At 59.2% G+C, this 24,624-nt stretch carries 22 protein-coding genes; 9 read left to right on the forward strand and 13 right to left on the reverse strand.

Annotated elements, in window-relative coordinates:
• Nucleotides 1–12: 12 nt before the first annotated feature.
• From ACTG36_RS05420 to ACTG36_RS05430, 3 genes are all read right to left on the reverse strand, one after another.
• Complete coding sequence (locus ACTG36_RS05420; RefSeq protein ID WP_375279765.1) at nucleotides 13–1,335, reverse strand: mechanosensitive ion channel domain-containing protein; 1,323 nt, start codon at nucleotides 1,333–1,335, stop codon at nucleotides 13–15.
• Between the two features lie 127 nt (nucleotides 1,336–1,462).
• Entirely contained in the window at nucleotides 1,463–3,088 is a 1,626-nt protein-coding gene (locus ACTG36_RS05425) for a capsule biosynthesis protein (RefSeq protein ID WP_375279766.1), read from the reverse strand.
• On the reverse strand, nucleotides 3,030–3,725 hold the full coding sequence (locus ACTG36_RS05430; protein ID WP_375279767.1) for an ABC transporter ATP-binding protein: 696 nt from the start codon (nucleotides 3,723–3,725) through the stop codon (nucleotides 3,030–3,032). The genes ACTG36_RS05425 and ACTG36_RS05430 overlap by 59 nt, the downstream gene beginning before the upstream one ends.
• A gap of 202 nt (nucleotides 3,726–3,927) precedes the next feature.
• Between ACTG36_RS05430 and ACTG36_RS05435 the strand changes: the two genes are divergently transcribed.
• Complete coding sequence (locus ACTG36_RS05435) at nucleotides 3,928–4,512, forward strand: uracil-DNA glycosylase family protein (protein ID WP_375279768.1); 585 nt, start codon at nucleotides 3,928–3,930, stop codon at nucleotides 4,510–4,512.
• Complete coding sequence (locus ACTG36_RS05440; RefSeq protein WP_375279769.1) at nucleotides 4,505–5,293, forward strand: SseB family protein; 789 nt, start codon at nucleotides 4,505–4,507, stop codon at nucleotides 5,291–5,293. Before ACTG36_RS05435 ends, ACTG36_RS05440 begins: the two co-directional genes overlap by 8 nt.
• 82 nt (nucleotides 5,294–5,375) lie before the next feature.
• On the opposite strand, the gene ACTG36_RS05445 is transcribed toward ACTG36_RS05440, so the two are convergent.
• The 8 genes from ACTG36_RS05445 to ACTG36_RS05480 all read right to left on the reverse strand — a co-directional run bounded on the left by ACTG36_RS05445 (nucleotide 5,376) and on the right by ACTG36_RS05480 (nucleotide 14,492).
• Nucleotides 5,376–6,305, reverse strand: a complete 930-nt coding sequence (locus ACTG36_RS05445) for a 2-hydroxyacid dehydrogenase (RefSeq protein WP_375279770.1) — start codon at nucleotides 6,303–6,305, stop codon at nucleotides 5,376–5,378.
• Between the two features lie 3 nt (nucleotides 6,306–6,308).
• Nucleotides 6,309–7,448, reverse strand: coding sequence for a rod shape-determining protein RodA (gene rodA, locus ACTG36_RS05450; protein ID WP_375279771.1), 1,140 nt, complete (start codon nucleotides 7,446–7,448; stop codon nucleotides 6,309–6,311).
• 4 nt (nucleotides 7,449–7,452) lie between these two features.
• A complete protein-coding gene (mrdA, locus tag ACTG36_RS05455; protein ID WP_375279772.1) occupies nucleotides 7,453–9,417 on the reverse strand; it encodes a penicillin-binding protein 2 in 1,965 nt (654 codons plus the stop codon).
• On the reverse strand, nucleotides 9,414–10,049 hold the full coding sequence (locus ACTG36_RS05460; protein ID WP_375279773.1) for a hypothetical protein: 636 nt from the start codon (nucleotides 10,047–10,049) through the stop codon (nucleotides 9,414–9,416). The genes mrdA and ACTG36_RS05460 overlap by 4 nt, the downstream gene beginning before the upstream one ends.
• A complete protein-coding gene (gene mreC / locus ACTG36_RS05465) occupies nucleotides 10,042–10,959 on the reverse strand; it encodes a rod shape-determining protein MreC (RefSeq protein WP_375279774.1) in 918 nt (305 codons plus the stop codon). The genes ACTG36_RS05460 and mreC overlap by 8 nt, the downstream gene beginning before the upstream one ends.
• A 20-nt stretch (nucleotides 10,960–10,979) precedes the next feature.
• Complete coding sequence (locus ACTG36_RS05470; RefSeq protein WP_375279775.1) at nucleotides 10,980–12,017, reverse strand: rod shape-determining protein; 1,038 nt, start codon at nucleotides 12,015–12,017, stop codon at nucleotides 10,980–10,982.
• 119 nt (nucleotides 12,018–12,136) lie between these two features.
• A complete protein-coding gene (locus ACTG36_RS05475; protein ID WP_375279776.1) occupies nucleotides 12,137–12,751 on the reverse strand; it encodes a hypothetical protein in 615 nt (204 codons plus the stop codon).
• 181 nt (nucleotides 12,752–12,932) lie between these two features.
• Nucleotides 12,933–14,492: a 2-isopropylmalate synthase gene (locus tag ACTG36_RS05480; RefSeq protein WP_375279777.1), complete on the reverse strand. Its 1,560-nt coding sequence runs from the start codon at nucleotides 14,490–14,492 to the stop codon at nucleotides 12,933–12,935.
• 314 nt (nucleotides 14,493–14,806) lie between these two features.
• On the opposite strand from ACTG36_RS05480, the gene ACTG36_RS05485 reads away from it, so the two are divergent.
• The 3 genes from ACTG36_RS05485 to ACTG36_RS05495 are packed head-to-tail and all read left to right on the forward strand — an operon-like array spanning nucleotide 14,807 to nucleotide 17,501.
• Nucleotides 14,807–15,466 (forward strand): SDR family NAD(P)-dependent oxidoreductase, encoded by a 660-nt coding sequence (locus ACTG36_RS05485; RefSeq protein ID WP_375279778.1) that lies wholly within the window; start codon nucleotides 14,807–14,809, stop codon nucleotides 15,464–15,466.
• Entirely contained in the window at nucleotides 15,460–16,986 is a 1,527-nt protein-coding gene (locus ACTG36_RS05490) for a cryptochrome/photolyase family protein (RefSeq protein ID WP_375279779.1), read from the forward strand. Before ACTG36_RS05485 ends, ACTG36_RS05490 begins: the two co-directional genes overlap by 7 nt.
• Before the next feature lie 56 nt (nucleotides 16,987–17,042).
• Nucleotides 17,043–17,501 carry a CreA family protein gene (locus ACTG36_RS05495; RefSeq protein WP_375279780.1) on the forward strand — a complete coding sequence of 153 codons (459 nt, stop codon included), beginning with the start codon at nucleotides 17,043–17,045 and terminating at the stop codon, nucleotides 17,499–17,501.
• Between the two features lie 2 nt (nucleotides 17,502–17,503).
• Here ACTG36_RS05495 and ACTG36_RS05500 read toward each other — a convergent pair whose 3' ends face one another.
• A complete protein-coding gene (locus ACTG36_RS05500; RefSeq protein WP_375279781.1) occupies nucleotides 17,504–18,943 on the reverse strand; it encodes an MORN repeat-containing protein in 1,440 nt (479 codons plus the stop codon).
• A gap of 138 nt (nucleotides 18,944–19,081) precedes the next feature.
• Here ACTG36_RS05500 and ACTG36_RS05505 point away from each other — a divergent pair, with 138 nt between their 5' ends.
• Both ACTG36_RS05505 and ACTG36_RS05510 read left to right on the forward strand, forming a co-directional pair.
• Nucleotides 19,082–20,749: an NAD+ synthase gene (locus ACTG36_RS05505; protein ID WP_375279782.1), complete on the forward strand. Its 1,668-nt coding sequence runs from the start codon at nucleotides 19,082–19,084 to the stop codon at nucleotides 20,747–20,749.
• Nucleotides 20,750–20,779: 30 nt separating this feature from the next.
• Nucleotides 20,780–21,208 (forward strand): DUF1801 domain-containing protein, encoded by a 429-nt coding sequence (locus tag ACTG36_RS05510; RefSeq protein WP_375279783.1) that lies wholly within the window; start codon nucleotides 20,780–20,782, stop codon nucleotides 21,206–21,208.
• 5 nt (nucleotides 21,209–21,213) lie between these two features.
• On the opposite strand, the gene ACTG36_RS05515 is transcribed toward ACTG36_RS05510, so the two are convergent.
• Nucleotides 21,214–21,600, reverse strand: coding sequence for a metallopeptidase family protein (locus ACTG36_RS05515; RefSeq protein ID WP_375279784.1), 387 nt, complete (start codon nucleotides 21,598–21,600; stop codon nucleotides 21,214–21,216).
• A gap of 61 nt (nucleotides 21,601–21,661) precedes the next feature.
• On the opposite strand from ACTG36_RS05515, the gene gltX reads away from it, so the two are divergent.
• Nucleotides 21,662–22,984: a glutamate--tRNA ligase gene (gltX, locus tag ACTG36_RS05520; protein ID WP_375279785.1), complete on the forward strand. Its 1,323-nt coding sequence runs from the start codon at nucleotides 21,662–21,664 to the stop codon at nucleotides 22,982–22,984.
• 59 nt (nucleotides 22,985–23,043) lie between these two features.
• Complete coding sequence (locus tag ACTG36_RS05525) at nucleotides 23,044–24,438, forward strand: MATE family efflux transporter (protein ID WP_375279786.1); 1,395 nt, start codon at nucleotides 23,044–23,046, stop codon at nucleotides 24,436–24,438.
• Nucleotides 24,439–24,624: the final 186 nt, after the last annotated feature.

Here is a 24,624-nt window from a genome sequence, read left to right on the forward strand (position 1 = left end):
CTGCGTTATTTTCTATTCGTGTGCAGCATCGTCACGCAGCAGATCTTCGGCCTCTTCGGATTGGCGTTCCGCGTCAATCAACTTGTCCAAGGCTTCGTCGGATGCGGGCCGGACTTCGGCGACCTGTGTGCTTTCGGAAGGGGCATCCGGCACGGCGGCAGCGGTGTCCTGTGATGCATTCGACGTCGGCCCGCCGGTCATTTTGATCGTATACGTCGTGTTGGGTAGGGCCACGCCGGAGGCTTCGATGGCGTGTTTGACAAGGCGCAGTGCCTCACCGCGTGCACGGACGGTTGATGTTTCTGTCTGATCAATCCAGCCCACGACGACGATTTCAATGCCCGCATCGGTGATGTCCCCGATCCAGGCATCGGCTGCGGGTTCCGGCAACACGAAGGGCAAGGCGCGCACGGTTTCGATCGCCAATTCGCGCGTGCCACCCAAATCGGCGCTGCTTTCTATGCCGATGGTAAAGGTGAACCGGCGTTCGCGGTTCTGGCTGAAATTGATGATCCGGCTTTTGAACACAGTCGCGTTCGGGATACGAATATGGTTGCCATCAAAGCTGAGGAGGATGGTGGCACGGGATGTCAGGCGGATCACCTTACCCTGATCGCCGTTGATTTCGACGACATCATTAGGCCTGAAAGGCTGCCGAATGGACAGCATAACCGAGGCGATGAAGTTTTCGACCGTATCCCTTACGGCAAAGCCGATGGCCAAACCGATCAAACCTGCCGCGCCCAGAATCGTCGACAGCAATGCCGTCGCGTTCATAATATCAAGGGAGATAACGATTGCGGCGATCAGAAACGCAATCCGCGCGAGGGTTCGGAACAGGTCGGCAATAAAGGCATTTGGCGCAAGCCTGTCCCACGGTTGCCGCCAACGCCCGACCCATGATCCGACCCAGTTGATCAGCAAAAAGACCGCCAGAGAAATCAGCGCCAAGGGCAGTTGGACGAGCAATTGTTCGACCCGGCCCATGAACCTGTCAACAGCTGGGTCAAGCCTGCGGGCGATATCTGTTGTTTCCGTCACTTCGTTTTTGAGGGCCACAACGCCTTCGACCCGATTGACCAAAGCGTCGAGGTCTTGACGTTCCACAAGCGAATTTGTCGTCCCGCGCAGGGTCACAACGCCGTCGGATACGGTGACGGTGATGTCGCCATAATTGCCCAACTCGCCCAGAATATCGCGAATGCGGACGGCGATTTCAGCGTCCTGTTGGCCGCTTTGTTCCGTCGCGATGGGGCCGGATGCGGTGTCTTGTGCGAAACTGGCCGTTGCCGGCGTCAGGAAAATCAGGACCGTCAGAAGGCGGATCAAGTACATGTCAGGTGCGTCCCGTAAGGTTCACCCGATGTTAGGGGGGCTGCGACGGGCCGACAAGTGTCACGATCACGTCGTTTGGGTGCAGCAGGCCCCGACAAAGTTGTCGGAGCCCGCAAGAGGGTCACAATTAGGAACTGACCTGCTCGCGCAGGATCGATGCTGTGAGGGAGATCATCAGATAGATGCCCGACAGGATCAAAAACGCCAGCAGGGTATTTTCGAACGCGCGTGGATACGTGGCCTCATCCGGTGCGATGGGGGACACGGAAATCGACAGATACCGGACCTGACGGTTGGCTTCGATGCGGGCGCTGTCCATGGAGGCGAGGGCGGCCTGCACATTTGCCAGTTCAAACGCGTAGTTTTCCTCAGCCAGCCGCAACCGGGCGTCGTTCGAGACAATCGTGCCATCGCTGGACAGCTGGTTGCGCAGGACATCGATCTGGTTTTCCAAAATGGTGATCTGGCTTTCGACCTGACGCACCTGCGCTTCGTTTGGACGACGGTTGTTGTTAAGCGCCGCGAGGTTCAGGCGTTCATCATCCAACTGGACCTGCAAATTAACGATCCGCTGTTGTAGGGCGGCACTTTCGGCGCCGACGGGGCCTTGCTCCGTCTCTTGCTGGATGCGGACAAGTTCGGCCAAAGCCTCATTCCGGCGTTCGGCGGCTTCTTCAAAGGTGTCGCGCGCGCCCGCCATCTGGTCTTCGCGGATGCGCTGGGTCAGCTGGTCGACCTGTTCTTCGGCAAAGCCGATCAGCGCCTCCGAGAATTCCTGGCTTTTGTCAGGGTCGGCGGCGATGACTTCCATTTTCAGGATGCCTTCGGTCGTGTCGTAGCCAATTTTCACGTGATCCTGAAAAACGGCATAGGCCGCTTCAACCGTGGCGTCTTCATCCAGTCGCTGGATCGGGTCGATCGACGGGTCCGAGAAATGGGCCGTAAAGTCATGATCCGCATCAAGGCGCAAGAACGCCTCACGTGATGTCATGTAGGACTGGACCGTGGTGCTGTCCGTTTGCGTCGCAAGGCCGGTGCCTGAGAACAGGCTGCCCAATCCGCCACCGCCTTGGTTTTCGGCCTGCTGGATAACGAATTCGGACTTGGTGCCATACATCGGGGTCGCGATAGCGTAGAAATAATATCCGGCAGCAATGGTCGGCAGCAGGATAAACAGCGCCAGCCGGACCATAAGCAGCCCAAGATTGCGGCGTCTGCGGCGGGCGATGTCTTTCTGGATGCTGCGAATTTCGTTGGCCCGTACCTCAGCCGGATTATGGCCTGCGCCGATCTGGGCCGAGGGCAGGCTTTGTTGGCGCTGTACCGTCTGGGGCAGTTGCACTTTGGCCTGATCTGCGGGGACCTTGGCGGTGGCCGCTTGCATCTGATCGCCGGGCGCACCATTGGCCTGATCTGTGGGCGCCACGAGTTCTAGGACATTGGCGCGCTGGAATGGATCAATGCCAAGTTGCCGTAGCTGGCGGACGGCATCAAAGTCGGACGTAACGGCCAGCCCGTTTTTCTGCGCCACGCGGCGCGCCATGCGCAGCTGACGGCCTGTCAGACCCTCTTGCCGAATGGCATCGATATTGGTTTCGACCGCGACGGACTGGGCGCTGTCCACAACGCCAGAGGCCGCAGGCGCGGGTGCGGCTGGCGGCTGGGCGGGATCCGAGGGCGTCGCTGCGGGCTGATCAGCCGCTGTTGACGAACGTCGTATCCGGAATTTCTGTGCCTTGGGTTTCGTAGTCATAGAGCTGTTTCGCTTCTTCCAAGGTGTCAAACATGGTCAATTGGCCGTTATTTAAGACAGCCGCCGACCGGGCGAATTTTTCAAGCGTCGCGGGTTGGTGCGACACGATAATAACGGTTGTCCTGGCCAGACGCTCACGCAGGATTTCACCGGCTTTGCGGTTGAATTCCGCATCGGTGGTCTGGGGCATGCCTTCGTCGATCAGATACATATCGAATTCAAGTGCCAACATCAGGCTAAAGGTGAAACGCGCCCGCATGCCGGAACTGTAGGTGCCGATGGGCATATCAAAATATTCTTCGATGCCGGTCATCCACCGGCAGAATGCTTCAACATAATCGGGGTCAAGCGAGTAGAGACGCGCAATATAGCGACAGTTTTCGCGGGCTGTGTGTTTTCCAACAACGCCGCCCATAAAACCCAGCGGAAATGAGATGCGGCACATGCGGTGAATTTCACCCTCATCAGGTTTTTCAAGACCCGCCATCATGTTGATGATCGTCGTTTTACCGGTGCCGTTCGGGGCGAGAATACCAAGAGAATTGCCCAGTTCCACGCGAAATGACGCGCGATCAAGGATCACCTTGCGCTGGGTGCCTGTCCAAAAGGACTTACTGACATTTACAAACTCAAGCATTCGGCTGTGTGCGACCTCTGTTCGGGCTATCCTATCGTTTACACGTTTGCCCGCAATTGTCTTCGATAAGTGAACAATGCGTCCATAATATGTCGGCGATAAGGGTTAGTTTACAGTGAATGTGACGAGAATTTGAGGGGGAGCTTACATGGATTGTCCCCCTCTGGCTGGTCTTTGCCGATCCATTGGGTAAGTCAGGAACATGGGACTGACGTCAGACATTGAAAACTGCCGACTGTGTGCTGCGCGCTTTGCGACGACGCAAACCGCGCACGCCCCCCGACCTGTTGTGTGGTTCAGACCCTCGGCGCGGCTGCTGATCGCGGGGCAGGCACCGGGGATGCGCGTCCACAAAAGCGGACAGCCCTTTACGGATCCGTCCGGGGACCGTCTGCGTGACTGGTTGGGCGTGGATAAGGCCGCTTTTTATGATCGCAACAAGGTCGCCATCGTGCCCATGGCATTTTGTTTTCCGGGCTACGACGCCAAGGGGTCGGACCTGCCGCCGCCCGAAATATGCGGCCAAACGTGGCATGACCGTGTGATGTCTGATCTGCCGGACGTCCGGTTGCGGGTGTTGGTCGGGGCTGCGGCGCATCGGTATCATTTGGGCGTCAAGACGGGTGTGACAGACACCGTGGCTGACTGGCGCGACCATGCACCTCACACCTTTGTCTTGCCTCATCCGTCGTGGCGCAATACCGGATGGCTCAAGAAACATCCGTGGTTTGCGGAGGATGTTTTGCCTGCGCTTCGGGCGCGCGTGAGAGAGGTTTTGGATGACTGATGTGACGGAACTGGACACCGCCCACGGGGCGATGATGGCCAATGAAGAAGACGATCTGGCGCGGTTGCGGTTTTACGAACGGCTAGCCGACAGTGAATTGTTCATGCTGCTGGAGGGCGAGGCCGAGGGAGACCAGATCACGCCCGCCCTGTTTGAGGTCGAAGACCAGCAGTTTGTCCTGATCTTTGATCGTGAAGCCCGGATGGTTGAATTCTACGGCAAAATCGCCCCCTACGCGGCGCTGTCGGGCCGTGGGATGGCGCAGATGTTGGAAAACCAACGGATCGGGATGGCGCTGAATATGGGCGTGGCCCCGTCGGCCATGTTGATCCCCGCAGAGGCTGTGGATTGGTTGGCGCAGACCTTGGGGTCTGATCCCGAAGAGGTCGAAGGCCAGATCACCGAATTGACCCCGCCCCAAGGTCTGCCCGAAAGCCTGCTGGAGGCATTGGACCGCAAGCTGGCCACGGCGGCGGGGTTGGCGGTTGAGGCTTATCTGTGCGGTGTCACCTATGAAGGTGGAGGACGCGGACATATGCTGGCGTTTGTGGGCACCGTTGAGGGCGCAGAGGGCGCGCTGACGGCGGCGGTGAATGAGGCCTTGGTGTTTTCGGGCATTGATGCGGGGATGCTGGACGTGGCCCACCTTGAAGGTGGGGACGGTGTTGCGGAACGTGTGGCCAAAGTTGGATTGCGGTTCGATTTACCCACCCTGCAGATGCCGCAACAGCCGGGGGCTAACCCAGGTATGGACCCCAGCAAGCCGCCAAAGTTGCACTGATCCCTGCGGGGCGGGCGCACAAAATTCGACGAATTTTGTGGCCTCCGGCGGAGGTATTTTTGAACCAGAGAAACGGGGTGCGTCAGTAGCCTGCGGTACGGTCCACTGTGTGCACGAAAGGCAGGCCCGCTTCACCCCGTTGGATGTTGTCCGCGATCACGCGGGCTGCGGGTTTGGGGCGGGTGGCTGAGGCGATATGCGGTGTCACCGTCACGTGGGGATGTGCCCAGAAGGGGTCGCTTTCTGGCAGGGGTTCTTTGCGGAACGTATCTAAGGTCGCATGGGCGATCTGTCCGCTGTCCAAGGCCGCCAAGAGGGCGGTGTCATCAATCAGAGGCCCACGACCAGGATTTAAGAGATATGCACCCTTGGCCGTTTTCGCCAGTGTTTCGGCGTTCAGGATATTTTCGGTGTCTGGCGTTTTGGGCAGCAAGGCCACGACCATTTGCGCGTTTTGGAGCGCGTCTGCGACATCATTGGACAGACAGCGGATGCCGTCTATGGATTTGGGAGACCGGCTCCACCCTGTGACGGGGAACCCCAAGCTGGTCAGTGCCTGCGCGCAGGCCGTGCCCAAGGCACCGAGGCCGAGGATTGTGACAGGGCGATCGCCCGCCAGAGGCGGCACGAAACCATTGCGCCAGACGCCGTCCTGGCCGTGGATATGTGTGTCCATCCCGACATGGTATCGCATCACGTGGGCCACGACCCATTCGACCATACCTTGGTCCAGACCCCCACCAACCATACGGCAGATGGGGAAGGTGATCGTGTCATTGTGAACGATGTCTTCGACTCCGGCCCACAGCCGCAACAGGGCTTTGCACTTGGTGAAGGGCGAGAAATCATCGATGATCTGGGACCCGGCCATGACGATGTAGTCGACTGTTTCTGGCGCGTGATCCGCGGTCAGGGTCACCGACAGGGGCAGGTCTTTGAACGCCTCAATCAAGGCAGGCGCGTAGGTGTCCCAGTCCTGATCGGACCCGACAAACAGGGCAGTGACGGTCATGAATTACCTCGGCTTATGGACGTGGGCGGATTGGACCAATCCGAAGGCCACCATGAGAACCAACATCGCGGACCCGCCATAGCTGACCAGCGGGAGCGGCACACCTACGACTGGGGCGAGCCCCATCACCATCGCCATGTTCACGGCGAAGAACAAAAAGAACGTCACGGCCACGCCCATTGTGACCAGCGACGCAAAGCGGTCCTTGTTGGTGATGGCGGACATAACGCAGAAAATGATGATCAGGGCATAAAGGATCAGTAGGCCAAAGGCCCCAACAAACCCGAATTCTTCGGCCAATGTGGTGAAGATGAAGTCGGTGTGTTTTTCGGGCAGAAAGTTCAGTCGGCTTTGCGTGCCCTGCATGAACCCCCGTCCGGTCCAGCCCCCGGAGCCGAGGGCGATTTTGGCTTGTGTGATGTGATAGCCCGCGCCGAGCGGGTCTTGGGTGGGGTCAATGAAGGTATCGATGCGGCGATATTGGTAGTCCTGCAGGATTTGCCATGTGGTGCCGCGCGATTGAAACACGGCTGTGACCAACCCAACAGCGGCCCCGATGACCGTCGCAAAATAGGCCCAGTGGACGCCTGCCAAAAACATGATCGCGCCGCCGCCAGAGACCAGCAAGATCGTGGTGCCAAGGTCCGGCTGGCTCAGGACCAGATACGCAGGGGCAGCGATGAAGATTAGCGGCACGATAATCCAGAGCGGTTTGCTCACCTTATTCAGCGGCAGCCAGTCGTAATAGGCAGCCAACAACATGATAAGCGAGATTTTCATCAATTCAGACGGTTGCAAATCCATCGGCCCAAGGTCGATCCAACGTTGGGACCCGTTCCGTTCAACGCCGACAAATTCCACGGCGACCAACAACAGCAGCGCCACCACATAGGCGACGACGGCCATGTTGCGCCAAAACCAGATCGGGATCAGCGCCATAATCATCATAACGGCCAGTCCAAGCCCAAATCGTTGGGATTGTGCGGTGACCCAAGGGTCCATCGACCCGCCCGCCACCGAATAGAGCATCAAGAAGCCAAAGCCCGACACGGCGGTGATTAAAAACACCACCGGCCAGTTGAGGTACATCAACTTGCGAAAGCCGCTTGGGACGTATTTGACCTGATATTCTAAATAGGACATGCCGCTACGCCTGATCCGTGTCGCGGCCGGGCTGGATGTCGCGCAACATGGCTTCCATCCGACGTTGTTGGTTGGCGATGCTGCCACGGACAGCCGCTGGGTAGGCGTCAAGCGGGGGGGTGCCTTCGTAGAGCGCCTGAAGCAGCACATCGCGGGCAATCGGGGCCGCAGCCACGGACCCGCCGCCGCCATGTTCCACCACGACCGCCACCGCATACTTCGGGTTGTCGGCGGGCGCATAGGCCACATACAGCGCATGGTCACGGGCGTTCCACGGCAGGTCTTCGTTGCGGGTGATCACGCGGCCATTTTCATCGCGGACAATGGCGCGGACCTGGGATGTGCCGGTTTTGCCGGCCATCTTGAATCGCTCTTCCGCGATGCGGGACCGGTAGGCCGTGCCGCGTGAATTGTTGGATACGTCAAACATCGCCCGCCGGATGCGGCGCAGGTTGTTTTCATTCAGGCCGAGGCTTTCCCCCGCACCGGAGGGTTGTTCCACCCCGCCGATGGATTTCACCAGCCGTGGTTTCACGGCATTGCCGGTTGCGATCCGTGCGGTCATCACAGCCAGTTGCAACGGTGAGGTCGCCACATAGCCCTGACCGATGGACGCGTTGACCGTATCACCCACACGCCAGTCCTCTCCGCGGGCCTCACGTTTCCACGCTTTGTCGGGCATCAGGCCGGGTCGAACGGCAGACATGGGCAGATCGTGGCGTTCTCCCAGACCCAGCTTGCGCCCCATTGCGGCGATCTTGTCGATGCCGACCCGCTGGGAGATGTCGTAGTAATAGACGTCGCAGGACTGCTTGAGGCCTTCGTTGAGGTTCATGTTCCCGTGGCCGGACCGTTTCCAGCAGTGGAAGCGCACGTCAAAGACGTCCAAATGGCCCACGCAGCGCACGGTTTCATCGGCATTCACGACGCCATCTTCCAGCGCCGCGAGGGCCGTCACCATCTTGAATGTTGATCCGGGGGGATAGGTGCCTTGCACGGTTTTTGCAGCAAGGGGGCGACGGTGAAGTTTGGGGTCGACTTCCCGTTCATTCAGATCATCCCACAGGGCGACGGAAATGCCTTGCACAAAGAGGTTCGGATCGTAGCTGGGGGCGGAGCCGATGCCTTTGACATCCCCGTTGGTCACGTCCAGCACAATGGCGGCGGCACTTTCACCGTTCAGCCGCGCCTGAATGTAATTTTGCAAACGGGCATCCACAGTCAACTGCACGTCGGATCCCGCGATCCCTTCGACACGGTCCAGTTCGCGCATGACACGGCCAGCGGCGTTGACCTCAACCCGTTTGGTGCCCGCCGATCCGCGCAGGTCCTGCTCAAGATTGTTTTCAACCATCGTCTTGCCGATCTGAAACCGCGGGATTTGCAAAAGCGGGTCCTGATCTTCGATCCGGCTCAGGTCATAGTCAGACACGGGGCCAACATAGCCCACCACGTGGGCCATATCTGGGCCTTGCGGATAGTAGCGGCTGCGGCCCAGTTCCGCGACCACACCGGGCAGGGCGGGGGCGTTGACGGTCACGCGGCTGATGTCTTCCCAGCTGACCCGTTCGGCGACGGTCACGGGGACGAAAGCGCTACGGACTTTCAGTTCTTCGCGCGCCTTTTCCAGCTGTTCGGGATCAATCGCGATCAGGCGGCTGAGACGGGCGAGGACTTCGTCCACGTCGCCCGCGCCCTCTCGGGTCATGGTGATGGTGTAGTGCTGTTCATTGTCGGCCAGAACTACGCCATTAATGTCGTAGATCAGGCCACGGGCCGGAGGGATCAGGCCCAGATTGATGCGGTTTTCTTCGGCCAGCATGCGGAACTGATCGGCCTGTTCAACCTGCATAGTCGCCATCCGGCCGCCCAAGACAGCGACAAGACCCATCTGTGCTGTGCCCAGCAGAATGGCACGTCTGGACAGACGGCGCGCGCCTTCGGCGGTTTCCTTAGGTCCACGTTTCATAACCTGTGCCCCAATGCATCCACTTCCCCCGGTGCAGGGCGGCTGACGCCAAACACCGCATAGGAGACAAAAACAACAATCGGATAGGCCGCAATAGTAAGGATCATCTGGATCATTGTCAGCCCAAAGGTCGCCTGTGGCACCAGCAGCATCGACAATGTGAAGTGGTAGATGCCTGAAATAAGCGCGATCCCCGACCCCACGGTGATCCATTCCAACATAAATGGCAGCGTCCGCATGGACCGTGCCCGCGCCCGCAGAACCTCTGACAAGATCAGCACAAGCGCCGTCCACAGCCCTGGCGGCCGCTGGAACAACATATCCGACAAAAAAAAGACCACCGCGATTACCATGATCGGTGCAAAGGACGGCCTGCGGGCGACCCAGGCCAAGGTGATCAGCAACAGCAGATCGGGGGCAATCCACCGCACCGGTGTGTTCACCGGGTCAGGGGCGAGGGCGCTTGTCTGGTCATTGATCGTCACGACCTCATCAATGGGCAAAAGCCATTGGCCCCCGAAACTTGGGGGGACGGTCTCAAGCGGGATGAGGTGGGAAAAGACCACGCCCAGCCCTAACAACAAGAAGGTGATGCGCCCGATCCAGCGGCGGCGCAGAACGGTGTCATCCATCGCTGGCCTCCTCCGCTTCGGCGGTGACGTCGGGGGCCTCAGGCGTGGGGAAGGTCATGGGGGCCAGCAAGGCTCCTGCCTCTTCGATGCGGGCTGTGGGCTGGCTGCGCAGGACGCGCAGAAATTCGAGGCGTTCAAGATCCGCCGACAGGCGCGCCCGCAGACGGCCATCGGTACCGCGCGCCAGTTGCCCCACGAGAAGATCAGCGGGAAACACGCCGCCATCGCCCGAGGTCACGATGCGGTCGCCGGGTTTCACCTGATCGGGGTCTTCGATGAAGCTGAGAAGGGGGTTGATCGTATTGTCGCCGGACAAAATGGCCCGCTGGCCGGACGGGCGGATCGTCACGGGGATTTTGCTTGAAGTGTCGGTGACCAGGATCACGCGCGACGTGACTTCACCCACGCCGGAAATGCGGCCCACAAGGCCGATGCCATCCATGGCGGGCCAGCCATCAAGGATGCCGTCCCGCGCGCCCACGTTAAGCAGGACAGATTGGCGGAAAGGTGACCCGCTGTCGGCCATAACCACACCCGTGATGCGGGTCAGCTGCGGGTCCAGCTGAACATTGATCAGGTCGCGCAGACGGGCGTTTTCCTGATCAAGCTGGATCGCGGCCTCACGCCAGCTTTTCATGTCCTGCAATTCACGACGCAGATCGGAATTTTGCTGGGCAAGTCGTTGGTAGGATTGAAAATCGGACAGCAGATTTACCATGCCCGTGACAGGCGCCATGGCCCAGTCAAAGCTGGGCACGACCGTGTCGATCACCATCATGCGGAACCGTTCCACACGCGGGTTGTCGATGCGCCAGATCAGGAAGGTCGCCAGCATAAACAGCACAAGGATACCGACCAGCAGCCGCCGGACGGGGTTTACATAATCCTCTGTCTGATCCTTACGTGCCAAAGGGGTTCCCCCCGCGAATGTTAGCTGTCGTAATCAATAACGTGGCGCAACTGGGTTTCATATTCCAGTGCTTTGCCGGTGCCCAAGGCCACGCAGTTAAGGCTTTCGTCGGCGACGGAAATCGCAAGCCCCGTTTGTTCGCGCAGGGCAAGGTCCAACTGACCCAAGAGAGCGCCGCCCCCTGTCAGCATTACGCCACGGTCGACAATGTCTGCCGCCAGATCGGGTGGGGTTGCTTCAAGCGCGGTCATCACGGCTTCGCAGATTTGTTGCACGGGTTCGGCCAAAGCCTCGGCCACTTGGGCCTGACTGATGTCGGTTTCCTTTGGCACGCCGTTCAACAGGTCGCGGCCGCGGATTTGCATGGACTGGCCTCGGCCGTCGTCGGGCATGCGGGCGGTCCCGATCGAGGTTTTGATGCGTTCCGCGGTGCTTTCCCCGATCAGCAGGTTATGCTGGCGGCGCAGGTAGCTGATGATCGCTTCGTCCATACGGTCACCACCGACGCGGACAGACCGCGCATAAACGATGTCACCCAGCGACAGGACCGCGACCTCGGTCGTACCACCGCCGATGTCGACGACCATATTGCCGGTGGGATCGGTGATCGGCATGCCTGCGCCAATGGCGGCGGCGATGGGTTCAGCAATTAGACCAGCGCGGCGGGCACCGGCGGACAGCACGGACTGACGGATGGCACGTTTTTCAACAGGGGTCGCGCCGTGGGGCACGCAGACGATGATCTTGGGCTTAGAGAACGTAGACCGGCGGTGCACCTTGCGGATGAAGTGTTTAATCATCTCTTCGGCGGTGTCAAAATCCGCGATCACGCCTTCGCGCATGGGGCGGATCGCCTCAATGCTGCCCGGCGTGCGGCCCAGCATCAGCTTGGCGTCTTCGCCCACGGCCAGCACTTTTTTCTGGCCGTCCTTCATGTGGTAGGCCACGACCGATGGTTCGGACAGGACAACGCCTTTGCCCTTCACATACACCAGCGTGTTCGCGGTTCCGAGGTCGATCGCCATATCAGACGAAAAGATGCTGCCTAAGCCAAACATATTGTGCCGTTCCCATGTGTCTTATGTCCGCGACTCCCCACGGGCGCAGACTGAAAGGTGTATAGGCGCAGTGCCGTGTGGGGGAAAGGGGGGTGAGGCCCGCTTTGGGCGGTTATCCGCTATTGTTGGGACTTGGCGAAATCCTGTGCCACGACCGACGCCAGTGTCTTGGGCGACAGGTCAAGCAAGGCGCAGATATCATCGGTGAAGTCATGGGGGCGTGACGCATCGGGGATGAGGATGTTTGACATCCACCCCAGTGATGAAAATGACAATTCTACCGCGCTGTTTTCGTTTACAAACAACGCGCCTCGGTCCGGCCAGATGAGGGCCGTTTCAAAGTGTTTTGAAAGGTCCGAAAAGGCATTCGGCCGCAGGTTCGGGCTATCGCCAAAGACGCTGGGGGTTGTGGCTGTGACACGGGCAAACCAGCGCCACAAAAAGAGGGTTAGGTTTGGCGGGACCATGGCACCGTCAAAAGACAGTTCTGTGCGGCCTTTTCGCACCGTGCGGCTGAACGACCATGGGCGTGGGGCGTCTGTCGCGATGTCGTCACGGCGGAATCCGAACCAAGGGTTGCCTTTTTTGAACCGAAAGACCGACACCGCATCGCAAAACGGATCATAGGTTTTGAGGTCCTCTATCACGACGGAATAGGGCTGGGTTTTGCCCGAAATCGTCCCGCCGCTGTGCAAAAGGGTGTCAAACAGGCCATCTGCCTGAAGGTCGCCCATAAAGTTGAGGGTTTGGCCAATCTGTGCCGAAGCGTCGGGCGCAAAGGCAAGCAGTTGGGCGCGTCATCGAGGGGCAGGGTTGAGCCCGCCGCCGTCGGGCGCTGGATTGTGCAGATCAATAAACCGTCGCAGACCGTCCAGAAAGGCTGGAAAGTCTGCGACATCGTTTGTTTGAAAGGGGCTATTCACCTGCGTCGGTGTAGCGGATTTCCTTTTTGTCCGACCCAGCGCCGATTTTCTCACGCCGCACGATCAGACGGTTCAGCGCGTTGATATAGGCTTTGGCGGAGGCCACGACGGTGTCGGTGTCCGCAGATTGGCCCGTGGCGATGCGGCCCTCTTCCTCCATGCGCACAGACACGGTCGCTTGTGCATCGGTGCCTTCTGTGACGGCGTGCACCTGATACAGTTGCAGGCGCGCGTTGTGGGGGAAAAGCTGTTTGACCGCATTGAACGTTGCATCAACGGGGCCGTCGCCGGTGGCCTGCACCGTGTGATCGGTGCCTTCGACCTCCAGTACCATGGTCGCTTTTTGCGGGCCGTTCATGCCGCAGATCACGGTCAGATCTTTGAGTTTCAGGTGGTCTTCGGCGCTATCGCTGAGTTCAATCAGGGCGATCAGGTCTTCGTCGAAGACCTCCTTTTTGCGATCGGCGAGGTCTTTGAACCGCACAAAGATGTCTTTGAGTTCATTGTCGCCCATCGTGTAGCCCAGCTTATCGAGCTTATCGCGCAGCGCCGCCCGGCCAGAGTGTTTGCCCAGTGGCAGGGACGTGCCGCTGAGGCCCACATCCTCGGGCTTCATGACCTCAAACGTTTCGCGGTTTTTCAGCATGCCGTCCTGGTGGATGCCACTTTCGTGGGCGAAGGCGTTTTTGCCGACGATGGCTTTGTTGAACTGCACCGGAAAGCCGCTGACCGTGGCCACACGGCGGGAGATGTTCATGATCTTCGTGGTGTCGATCCGCGTGTCATAAGGCATGATGTCGTGGCGCACGCGCAGGGCCATCACGACCTCTTCGAGGGCTGTGTTACCAGCGCGTTCGCCCAGACCATTGATCGTGCATTCGATTTGGCGCGCGCCACCGTTTACGGCGGCCAGTGAATTGGCCGTCGCCATGCCAAGGTCATTGTGACAATGGGTAGAGAAAATCACGCTGTCTGCATTGTCCACTTCGGCGATGAGACGTGTGATGAGGGCCGCGGATTCCCCCGGTTCGGTGTAGCCCACCGTGTCGGGGATGTTGATGGTTGTCGCACCCGCTTTGATGGCGATATCCACAGTGCGTTTGAGGAAATCCCATTCGGTCCGGGTGGCATCCATGCTGGACCATTGGACGTTGTCACAAAGATTGCGCGCGTGGGTGACGCAGTCGTGGATACGGTCGGCCATTTGATCCATGTCGAGGTTCGGGATCGCGCGGTGCAGGGGAGACGTGCCGATAAAGGTGTGGATGCGCGGGCGTTCTGAATGCTTCACGGCCTCCCAGCAGCGGTCGATGTCTTTGAAATTGGCGCGGCTCAGCCCGCAGATTTGCGCGGTCTTTGAACGTTTGGCGATTTCGGACACCGCATTGAAATCACCTTCGGAGGCGATGGGAAACCCTGCCTCGATGATGTCCACACCCATATCGTCGAGCATTTCAGCGATCTCGAGCTTTTCAGCGTGGGTCATGGTGGCGCCGGGGGATTGTTCGCCGTCGCGCAGGGTTGTGTCAAAGATCAGAACATGATCGGTCATTTGGTAATTCCTTGTTTTTCCTTAGATTTTCTTGGCGCGTCGTCCCCTCTGAGCGGTCGCGCCAAAAGGCACGCTCAGAGGCGGCTAAGGAGTAGGCCCAAGGTGGCCTGCGTATGTGCGGACGTGCTCATACGGCGGACTATACGTATGGGGACGCGTTTGAAAAGGGAAATGTTGTTAAAATGTGCCCTGCGGGCGCGTGATGATTGGATGGCCTCCCGTCGGCGGACGGTGTGGCGGAGGTGCGGGTTGAGCTTAGGTATTTTTGAACCAGAGAAGCTGGAAGGGCGGCGCAACAAAGCTACCTGACGCGCATGAAACAGGCATTGGTTATCGGGGCACGGGGTGGCATTGGGTCCGCCATGGTGCAGGAGTTGGGCGCGCGCGGCTATAATGTGACGCCTGTGTCGCGGTCGGTGGACGGGTTGGATGTGACCGATCCGGGTTCAGTGGACCGGGTGTTGGGGGCGGTCGAAGGACCGTTTGATCTGATTTGCGTGGCCATAGGCACCTTGGCCGTGGGCGGCGCGCCCGAAAAGACGTTGGAGGCTGTTGAGGCGCAGCAGATGCTGGACGTCTATGCCGTCAATGCAGTGGGGCCTACGTTGATCTTGCGTCACGTCGAGCGGCTTTTGCCAAGGGACGGACCGTCGGTGGTGGGGGTTTTGTCGGCGCGGGTCGGATCCATCGGGGATAACAAGATCGGGGGGTGGTATTCCTACCGCGCCTCGAAGGCAGCGCTGAACCAGATCGTGCATGGCGCCGCCATTGAGATCGGGCGCAAGCGCAAGCAGGCTGCGATTGTCGCCCTGCACCCCGGTACGGTCGAGACGCCGTTTACCGAAGGCTACCCCGGCCACAAAAAGGTGGCAGCGTCGCAGGCGGCTTCGAACTTGTGTGATGTGATGGAGGGGTTTGGGCCGGAGCAGACCGGCCAGTTTTTCGATTATGCGGGCGAGGGCGTGCCATGGTGAAGCTGGTTTTGGTGTTGGGCGATCAGCTTTCCGAGGGTCTGTCGTCGCTACAGGCCGCCGACGCGTCCACGGACATTGTGGTGATGGCTGAAGTCATGGGGGAGGCCGACTATGTCAAACACCACCCTAAAAAAATCGCGTTCCTTTTTGCCGCGATGCGCAAGTTTGCGGCACGGCTGGAAAAGGCTGGATGGGATGTGCGCTATGCGCGTTTGGATGACCCCGATACGCCTGCGTCATTGGGAGAGGTTTTGTTGCAGCGCGCCGAAGAGGCCGGGACATCACAGATCGTGGTGACAGAACCGGGCGAGTGGCGGCTGATTGAAGCGCTGCAATCGGTGCCGCTGGACGTTGAAATTCTGCAGGACGACCGGTTCATCGCATCGCATAAGATGTTTGAAGACTGGGCCGAGGGACGCAAGGCGCTGCGGATGGAATATTTCTATCGTGAGATGCGGCGCAAGACCGGTCTGATGATGGAGGGCGACAAGCCTGCCGGTGAGAAATGGAATTTCGACCACGATAACCGCAAGCCTGCGCCTGGATCGGTCGATTATTCGGGGCCGATGCGGTTCCAGACTGATGAGGTCACGCGCGAGGTTCTTGATTTGGTGCGCGACCGGTTCGCGGATAATTTCGGGACCGTGGATGATTTCTGGTTTGCCACCGATCAGGGGCAGGCGCGCCAGCATCTTGCCCATTGGGTCAAGGGCGGTTTGCCGAAATTCGGAGATTTTCAAGATGCGATGATGGGGGATGAACGGTTCCTCTACCATGCGATTGTGGGCCTTTATATCAACGCAGGTTTGCTGGACCCGTTGGAAGTTTGCGAAGCTGTCGAGGCGGCGTGGAAAGCAGGCGATGCGCCGATCAACGCCGCCGAAGGATTTATCCGGCAAATCATCGGTTGGCGCGAATACATCCGCGGCATCTATTTTCTGGAGGGCCCAGACTACACCAGCCGCAACTTCCTGAAACATGACCGCGATTTGCCAGCGTTTTTCTGGGGCGAGACGACATGGATGGCTTGCGTGTCCAAGGCCGTGGAGCAGACCCATGATGAGGCCTACGCCCACCATATCCAACGTCTTATGGTCACCGGCAATTTCGCGCTGTTGGCGGGGATTGATCCCCATCAGGTCCATGAATGGTATCTTGCCGTCTATGCGGATGCCTACGAATGGGTGGAGGCGCCAAATGTCATTGGCATGAGCCAGTTTGCCGACGGGGGTATTATTGCGTCAAAACCCTATATCTCCAGCGGGAATTACATCGATAAGATGTCGGATTACTGCAAGGGATGCAGCTACAAGGTAAAGGATAAAACGGGCCCAGATGCGTGTCCGTTCAACCTTTTGTATTGGCATTTTCTGGATCGCCACCGTGAGACGTTCAAGAACAATCACCGCATGGGCAACATGTACCGCGTTTGGGACCGGATGGATGAGGATCGTCGCGCCACCGTCCTACGAGAGGCGGAAGGATTTCTGGCCAAACTGGACGCAGGCGACGTGGTCTAGGGAACAAGATCGCTCCGTCGGGGGTTAGGGGGTGAACCCGTTTGAAAGGCCCCTTCATGAAATTCCTCATCGCCGTGATTGCCGCGACATTTGCAACCTTTATGGCCACGGTTGTGGCCGCAGAAGAGGTGGGGCGCGTGGGTGTTGATTGGGTCGGTAATGACATTATCATTGAGGCCATTCCTGACCCTGACGTCGAAGGCGTGACCTGTCACATCAGCTATTTCGAACGCAGCCTGATTGACCGGATTTCCAATGGCAATTGGTTTGAAGACCCGTCCAATGCCTCCGTCGATTGCCGTCAGACTGGCCCTATCGTGATTGGCGATATCGACCGGTCGCGCGATGGTGAAACGGTGTTTCGCGAAGGACGGTCGATTGTGTTCAAATCCCTGCGTTTGACCCGCATTCTGGACGCGGAAAATCAGGTTTTGATCTACCTTAGTCATGCAAATGAACTCAGCCAAGGGTCGGCCAAGATGTCGATTTCGACGATACCGCTGTTCGACGGCTAAGATTATTCGGAGGCAGGGGCCTCGTCTACGACAACGCTGTCGGTGGCCGGGTTTGTGGCGCTTTGCGTGACAAGCGCGCCGTCTTGCCATTCGCCGCCCGCAACCTGACCGGACGCATATGTCATCGTGCCTTCGCCCTGACGGCGGCCTGACCGGAATTGTCCTGAATAGACGTCGCCATTGGTGTAGGTCGCGACCCCAAGGCCCGAGATTTCGCCCATGTCCCACGCGCCTTCATAGGTGAAGCCGTCCGGCATGGTGATTTTACCCGATCCATTGCGCTGGCCGTTCAGGAATTCGCCTTCATAGATGGTGCCGTCCGCGTAAGTGGCCGTGCCGAACCCTTCGCGTTGGCCATTGGCCCACGTGCCGACATAGGTGTAGCCGTCGGCGTAGGTCATGGTGCCCGTACCGTGGTTTTTGGCGTTCAGAAACTCGCCCTCATATACAAGACCATTGGCATAGGTGGCGACGCCGCGCCCTTGGATGACGCCTGCCTCCCATTCGCCTTCGTAGGTGGACCCGTCCGGATAGGTGATTTTGCCGGTGCCGTCCGCCAGATCATCGGCAAAGGTGCCCGCATAGGTGGACCCGTCGGGGTAGGTGACTTCGCCGGTGCCTTCGATCTGGCCTTCGGACCATTCGCCCGCATAGCGGTAGCCGTCGGTGCCCACGAAAGTGCCTGTGCCATGGCGCAAATCATTGACGAAGCCGCCTTGATAGACGTCGCCGTTGGCGTAGGTCACGGTGCCTGTGCCGTCCCGTTTGCCTGCCACCAGATCGCCTTCGTAAATGTCGCCGTTGGGCTGGATCAGGCGGCCCGACCCTTCGATCTGGCCCGCAGACCAGGTGCCTTCGTAGATCAACCCGTCTGGCATGGTCAGTTTGCCGATGCCCTCGCGTTCCCCGTCGGCCAGCGTGCCTTCGTAAATGGCACCGTCCGGATAGGTGATCTGGCCTTCGCCTTCTTTGACACCGTTGACCCATGGGCCGTCGTAGATATAGCCACCCGGAGACGTCATTTTGCCGCGTCCGTGGTGCATGGCGTTGCGGAAATCGCCTTCGTAAACGACGCCGTTGGCGTAGCGCGCAATGCCGCGTCCGGTGATCTTGCCGTCGGTCCAGTCGCCTTCATAGGTGCCGCCATCGGCAAAGTTGATCAGACCAAAACCTTCGGGTTTGCCGGCTGCAAACTGGCCCTCGTAGACCGATCCGTTGGGGAAGTTGGCAACGCCTTGGCCGCGAATTTCGCCTTCGAACCATTCACCTTCGTAGCGGTAGCCGTTGGGCAGGGTGTAGGCGCCTTGCCCGTGTTGCAACCCGTTGAGGAACTGGCCTTCGTAGATGCCGCCGTCGTCGTATTGCTTGGTCTGGACCGATTGGGCCAACGCAGGCGTGGCCAGTATCGTCAAGGCGATCAGGTGCGGTGTAAAACGCTTCATGGTCGGGCTGCTCCCCCTAGAGACTTTTGTGCACGATAGGGCCAAGGGCGGGGTGGCGCAACGGGGCGTTTACACCTTCGGCTTCCCCTTGCCTGCTTTGCGGACTAGATGAAGGACAAAGCGATGAAAGGCCCCGCTATGACCGACCGTTTCCGCGTGACGATAGCACAGATGAACCCCACCGTGGGCGATATTGACGGCAACGCCGCCAAGGCGCGGGCCGCGTGGGACCAAGGCCGCGCGGCGGGGGCCGATCTGGTCATGCTGCCTGAGATGTTTATCGCGGGCTATCAGACGCAGGATTTGGTGCAAAAGCCTGCTTTTGTGGCCGCCTGTCAGGCCGCGATTGAGGCGCTGGCGCGCGACTGCGCGGATGGGCCGATGCTGGGCATCGGTGGACCATTGGCAGAGCTGTCAAAGCTGCACAACGCCTATTTCATCCTCAAAGACGGTGCGATTCACAACATTACGCGCAAGTATTTCCTACCCAATTTCAACGTCTTCGACGAAGTGCGCCTGTTCTCGCGCGCTGATATGCAAGGCCCGTGGGACGCGGGCCCTTTGCGGGTTGGCACGCCCATTTGTGAGGACGCGTGGTACGAGGACGTCTGTGAAGCCATGGTCGAAAGTGGGGCGGAGCTGTTGCTGGTGCCCAACGGAAGCCCCTATTTTCGCGAAAAGTTCGATGTGCGGCTGAACAACATGGTTGCCCGTGTGGTCGAAAACGATGTGCCGCTGGCATATCTGAACATGGTGGGCGGTCAGGACGACCAGATATTCGACGGTGGTTCATTTGTGCTGAACCGGGGCGGCAAGCTGGCGTTGCAGTTGCCGTGGTTTGCCGAAAGCGTCACAACCGTGGATTTTGTCAAAACCGATAACGGCTGGGCGGCGGAGGATGGCGACAAAGCGATCCTGCCCGCGCCATTGGAAACAGATTATGCCGCGATGGTCGTGGGTTTGCGCGACTACATGGCCAAGACTGGTTTCAAAAAGGTGCTGTTGGGTCTGTCTGGCGGGGTCGATTCGGCGATTGTTGCCGCGATTGCCGTTGATGCATTGGGGCCGGACAACGTGCGCTGCGTGATGATGCCGTCTGAATATACGTCCGAGGCGTCCTTGACCGACGCCAAAGCCGCTGCTGCGGCCTTGGGCGTGCGCTATGACATTGTGCCGATTGGCCAAACGCGGGCAGCGGTGACTGACACTTTGGCGCCATTGTTCGAAGGCTATGATGAAGGCCTGACCGAGGAGAATATCCAATCGCGCATTCGTGGTCTGTTGCTGATGGCGCAGTCCAACAAGTTCGGGGAAATGTTGCTGACGACAGGCAACAAATCCGAGGTCGCGGTGGGCTATGCCACGATCTATGGCGATATGGCAGGGGGCTACAACCCCATCAAAGACATGTACAAAACCCGCGTCTTCGACGCCTGCCGTTGGCGCAACGCCAACCACCGCGATTGGATGATGGGCCCGGAGGCGGAGGTGATTCCCGTGGCGATCATCGACAAGCCCCCGTCAGCTGAGCTGCGCGAGGACCAGAAGGACAGCGACAGCCTGCCAGACTATCCCGTACTGGACGGTATTTTGGAAATGCTGGTCGATGGGGAGGCATCGGTGGCGGACTGTGTGGCCGCTGGATATGACCGTGACACGGTCAAACGGGTCGAACATCTGGTCTACATTTCAGAATACAAACGCTTCCAATCGGCACCCGGCCCGCGTTTGTCGATGAAGGCGTTCTGGCTCGACCGGCGCTATCCCATTGTGAACCGTTGGCGAGACAAGAGCGGACAGGCGTGATTTTGATCATCGGCCGTGGTATGTTGCGCGATGGCCGAGAATAAAACCAAGGCGACAGATCAAGACGTAACCGCCTTTCTTGAGGCGGTGGACCACCCCGTGCGCCGTGCCGATGGGCTGGTTCTGGACGCGATGTTCCGGCGGATCACCGGGTGGACCCCGCGCCTGTGGGGGCCAACGATTGTGGGCTATGGATCCTATGATTACGTCTACGACAGCGGGCGGTCTGGCACGTCATTGGCCACCGGGTTCAGCCCGCGCAAAACGGCCCTTAGCCTTTATATCATGCCAGGGTATCAGGATTATTCAGCCATCCGCGACCGGTTGGGCAAACACAAGATCGGCAAAGCCTGCCTCCACATCAACAAACTGGCGGATGTGGATTTATCCGTGGTTGAGGAATTGGTACGCCGCGGTGTCGATGATCTGGGCAGACGTTATCCCGTGACAGGCAGCTAAAGCGGCTATTCCCACCAACGATCGATTGCGGCGATGTCATCGTCCAACCATCCGAAATGATGGGCGAATTCGTGGATCGTCACGTGGGCGACCAGTTCGGTCAGGGTCACGTCACGCTCTGCCAATTCCATCAAGATGGGTTGGCGAAACAGCCAGACAACGTCGGGGCCGTAAGGCGCATCGAAGGTGGATTTTTCAGTGAGCGGGATGCCGTCGTACATCCCCGTGATCTCATCCCGTTGGGCATGCGGGTCATCATCAGGGTCCAGCAGATGATCGGGCAATACGTCTTCGACTTGCACCACCACGTCGCTGGCAAGCGCAGCGAATGGGGCGGGCAAGTTCCGCACGGTTTCAAGCGCGATGCGTTCAATTTCAGCAAGCGTCGTCATGGGGCGGATATGGACATTTTGCGCGCGCTATGACAAGCGCGGGACCAATAGGAGAATTCCCATGACAACCACCCGTTTCGCCCCCTCGCCCACCGGTTATCTGCACATCGGCAACCTGCGCGCCGCCTTGTTCAACTATGCGATTGCCCGTCAGGCGGGCGGCGAATTCATCCTGCGGATTGATGACACGGATCCGGAGCGGTCCAAACAGGAATACGTGGATGCCATTCAGGAAGATCTGACATGGTTGGGGATTTCGTGGGACCGGATTGAATATCAATCCAAACGGTTGGCGCAGTACGATGCGGCCCGTGACAAGCTGATCGCGATGGGACGGTTGTATGAATGTTTTGAGACGCCAGTTGAACTGGACCTCAAGCGCAAAAAGCAACTGAACATGGGCAAACCACCTGTCTACGACCGCGCAGCGCTGGACCTGACAGAGGACCAGAAGGCCGCCTACCGCGCCGAGGGGCGTCAGGGGCATTGGCGGTTCAAACTGGATCAGGAACGGATCGAGTGGACGGATGCGATTCTGGGTGATCTGTCAATTGACGCAGCCTCCGTATCCGATCCGGTGCTGATCCGAGGTGACGGCCAGTATTTGTATACGTTGGCGTCAGTCGTCGATGACACGGAATTTGGCGTGACCCATGTGGTGCGTGGGTCTGATCACGTGACCAACACGGCGACACAAATCCAGATGATTGTGGCCTTGGGCGGCACGGTGCCGACCTTTGCGCACCATTCTTTGCTCACCGGTCCTCAGGGGGAGGCTTTGTCGAAACGTTTGGGGACCTTGGCCCTGCGTGATCTGCGAAAAAATGGTGTGGCCCCGATGGCAATTTTGTCGCTGATGGCGCGGTTGGGGTCCTCTGATCCAGTGGAATTGCGCGAAACAGTGGATGAGGTTGTTGCGGGCTTTGATCTGTCGAAGTTCGGCTCAGCCCCCACAAAATTCGATGCGGATGATTTGCAACCGCTGACGGCCCGCTGGCTGGCCGCGCGCCCCTTTGCCGAGGTGGCAGACGGCGTGCGCGCGCTGGGCGTGCCCGATGCGCTGGGGGAGCGGTTCTGGAATGTGGTGCGCGAAAACATTTCCTCACTGGAGGAAATGGGGGACTGGTGGGCCGTGTTCCGCGATGGCGCCACCCCGCAGATTGCTGAAGAGGACGCGGAGTTCGTGGCGCAAGCCTTCGGCCTGCTGGGTGAGCCGCCCTATGCCGACGATACATGGTCCACATGGACAGCTGCCGTAAAGGACGCGACCGGCCGCAAGGGTAAGGGGCTGTTTATGCCATTGCGCCACGCGATCACTGGCCGGACCCGTGGGCCAGAAATGGCGGACGTCATGCCCCTGTTGCAGGGGAAGCCCCACGTTTAGGGGTGGCGCAAACTCTTTGAAAAGAGTTTGGTTACAGAAAATCAGAGGATTTTCTGCCCGTGGCTGATACCCAAGCGAAGTTTCTGACCGGATCGTTGATGCGGCACATCACCGTTATGGCGTTGACGTCGTCCGTTGGATTGATGGCGGTGTTTTTGGTCGATTTTATCGACATGATCTTCATCTCCATGTTGGGCAAGGCCGAACTGGCGGCCGCAATCGGGTATGCGGGGGCGATTTTGTTTTTCACCTCCAGCTTCGGGATCGGCATGGCGATTGCGGCGGGGGCATTGGTCGCACGCGATCTGGGCGAGGGGGACCGCGACAAGGCCCAGCGACAGGCCACCAATGTTTTGATCTACGGGGTCGTCTTTGGGGCCGTCTTTGCGGCCCTTGTCTGGTTCAATCTCGCGTTGATCGTGGGCTTGGTCGGGGCCACGGGGGAAACAGCTGAGCTGGCGGTGTCCTATCTGCGTATCATCATACCCTCCCTGCCTTTGTTGCTGGCGGGTATGGTTGGTGGGGCGATCCTGCGCGCCCATGGGGACGCGCGCCGGTCGATGATGGCCACAATTTATGGCGCGATCGTGAATGGAGTTCTGGACCCGATCCTGATCTTCGGCGCGGGGTTGGAGCTTGAAGGGGCGGCATGGGCGTCGGTTGCGGCACGTTTGGCCATTGGGGCCACGGCCTTGATCCCGATTGTGCGGTTTTATGGTGGTTTTGGCCGTCCGACCTTCGCATCTGTGCTACCTGATCTGCGGCCCGTCGTTGTCATCGCATTTCCGGCCATCCTCACCCAGCTAGCCACGCCCATCGGGCAGGCCTACGTCACCCGCGCCATGTCGACCTTTGGCGAGGATGCGGTGGCAGGGATGGCCATCGTAGGTCGGCTGACGCCGGTGGCCTTTGCGGTGATCTTTGCACTATCCGGGGCCATCGGGCCAGTGATTGGCCAGAACTTCGGTGCGGGCAATCGCGCGCGGGTGAAGGGCGCGTTCCGGGATGGGGTGATCTTTACGGCCGTGGTGGTGGTCGGCATGTCTTTGCTGCTGTTCCTCCTTAGACCGGCCTTGCGGATGTTGTTTGATCTGGACGGGGAAGCCCTGACGCTGGTGTTCCTGTTTGCCGGACCGCTGAGCCTACTGTGGTTCTTTAACGGGTTGATCTTTGTCAGCAACGCCGCGTGCAACAATATGGGGCGTCCTTTCTTCAGCACATTGGTCAACTGGGGGCGGCATACTTTGGGCACGATCCCCTTTGTGATGGCCTTCTCAGCGTGGTTCGGGGCCGCGGGCGTGTTGATCGGGCAGGCGGTGGGTGGCGTTTTATTTGCCGCCGTTGCTGTCTGGGTTGCCCTGCGCATCATGAACGACGGAGGCGGGGACGTGGGCCGTCTTGATGGCCTCGACAAGCAGGCGCGCGTCTTCGGCTGGCTGCACCGAAACCGCTAGGGCCGCGAGGGCGGCATCGACCACTTGGCGGGTTTTGTCGGTCAGCGGTTGCGCGCGGGGGTACAAAGGATCCGCGCGATCATCCAACACCGGCCCCCATGCGGTCGTGGTGTCAAAGAAATGATCCGGCCCGTCCGGCGTTAGGGCCGAAAAGCCCGCGACGACAACATCCAGATAGCTGAGTAA

This window comes from Pseudooctadecabacter sp. (assembly GCF_965657175.1).
In the GTDB taxonomy this organism is placed as follows: domain Bacteria; phylum Pseudomonadota; class Alphaproteobacteria; order Rhodobacterales; family Rhodobacteraceae; genus Octadecabacter.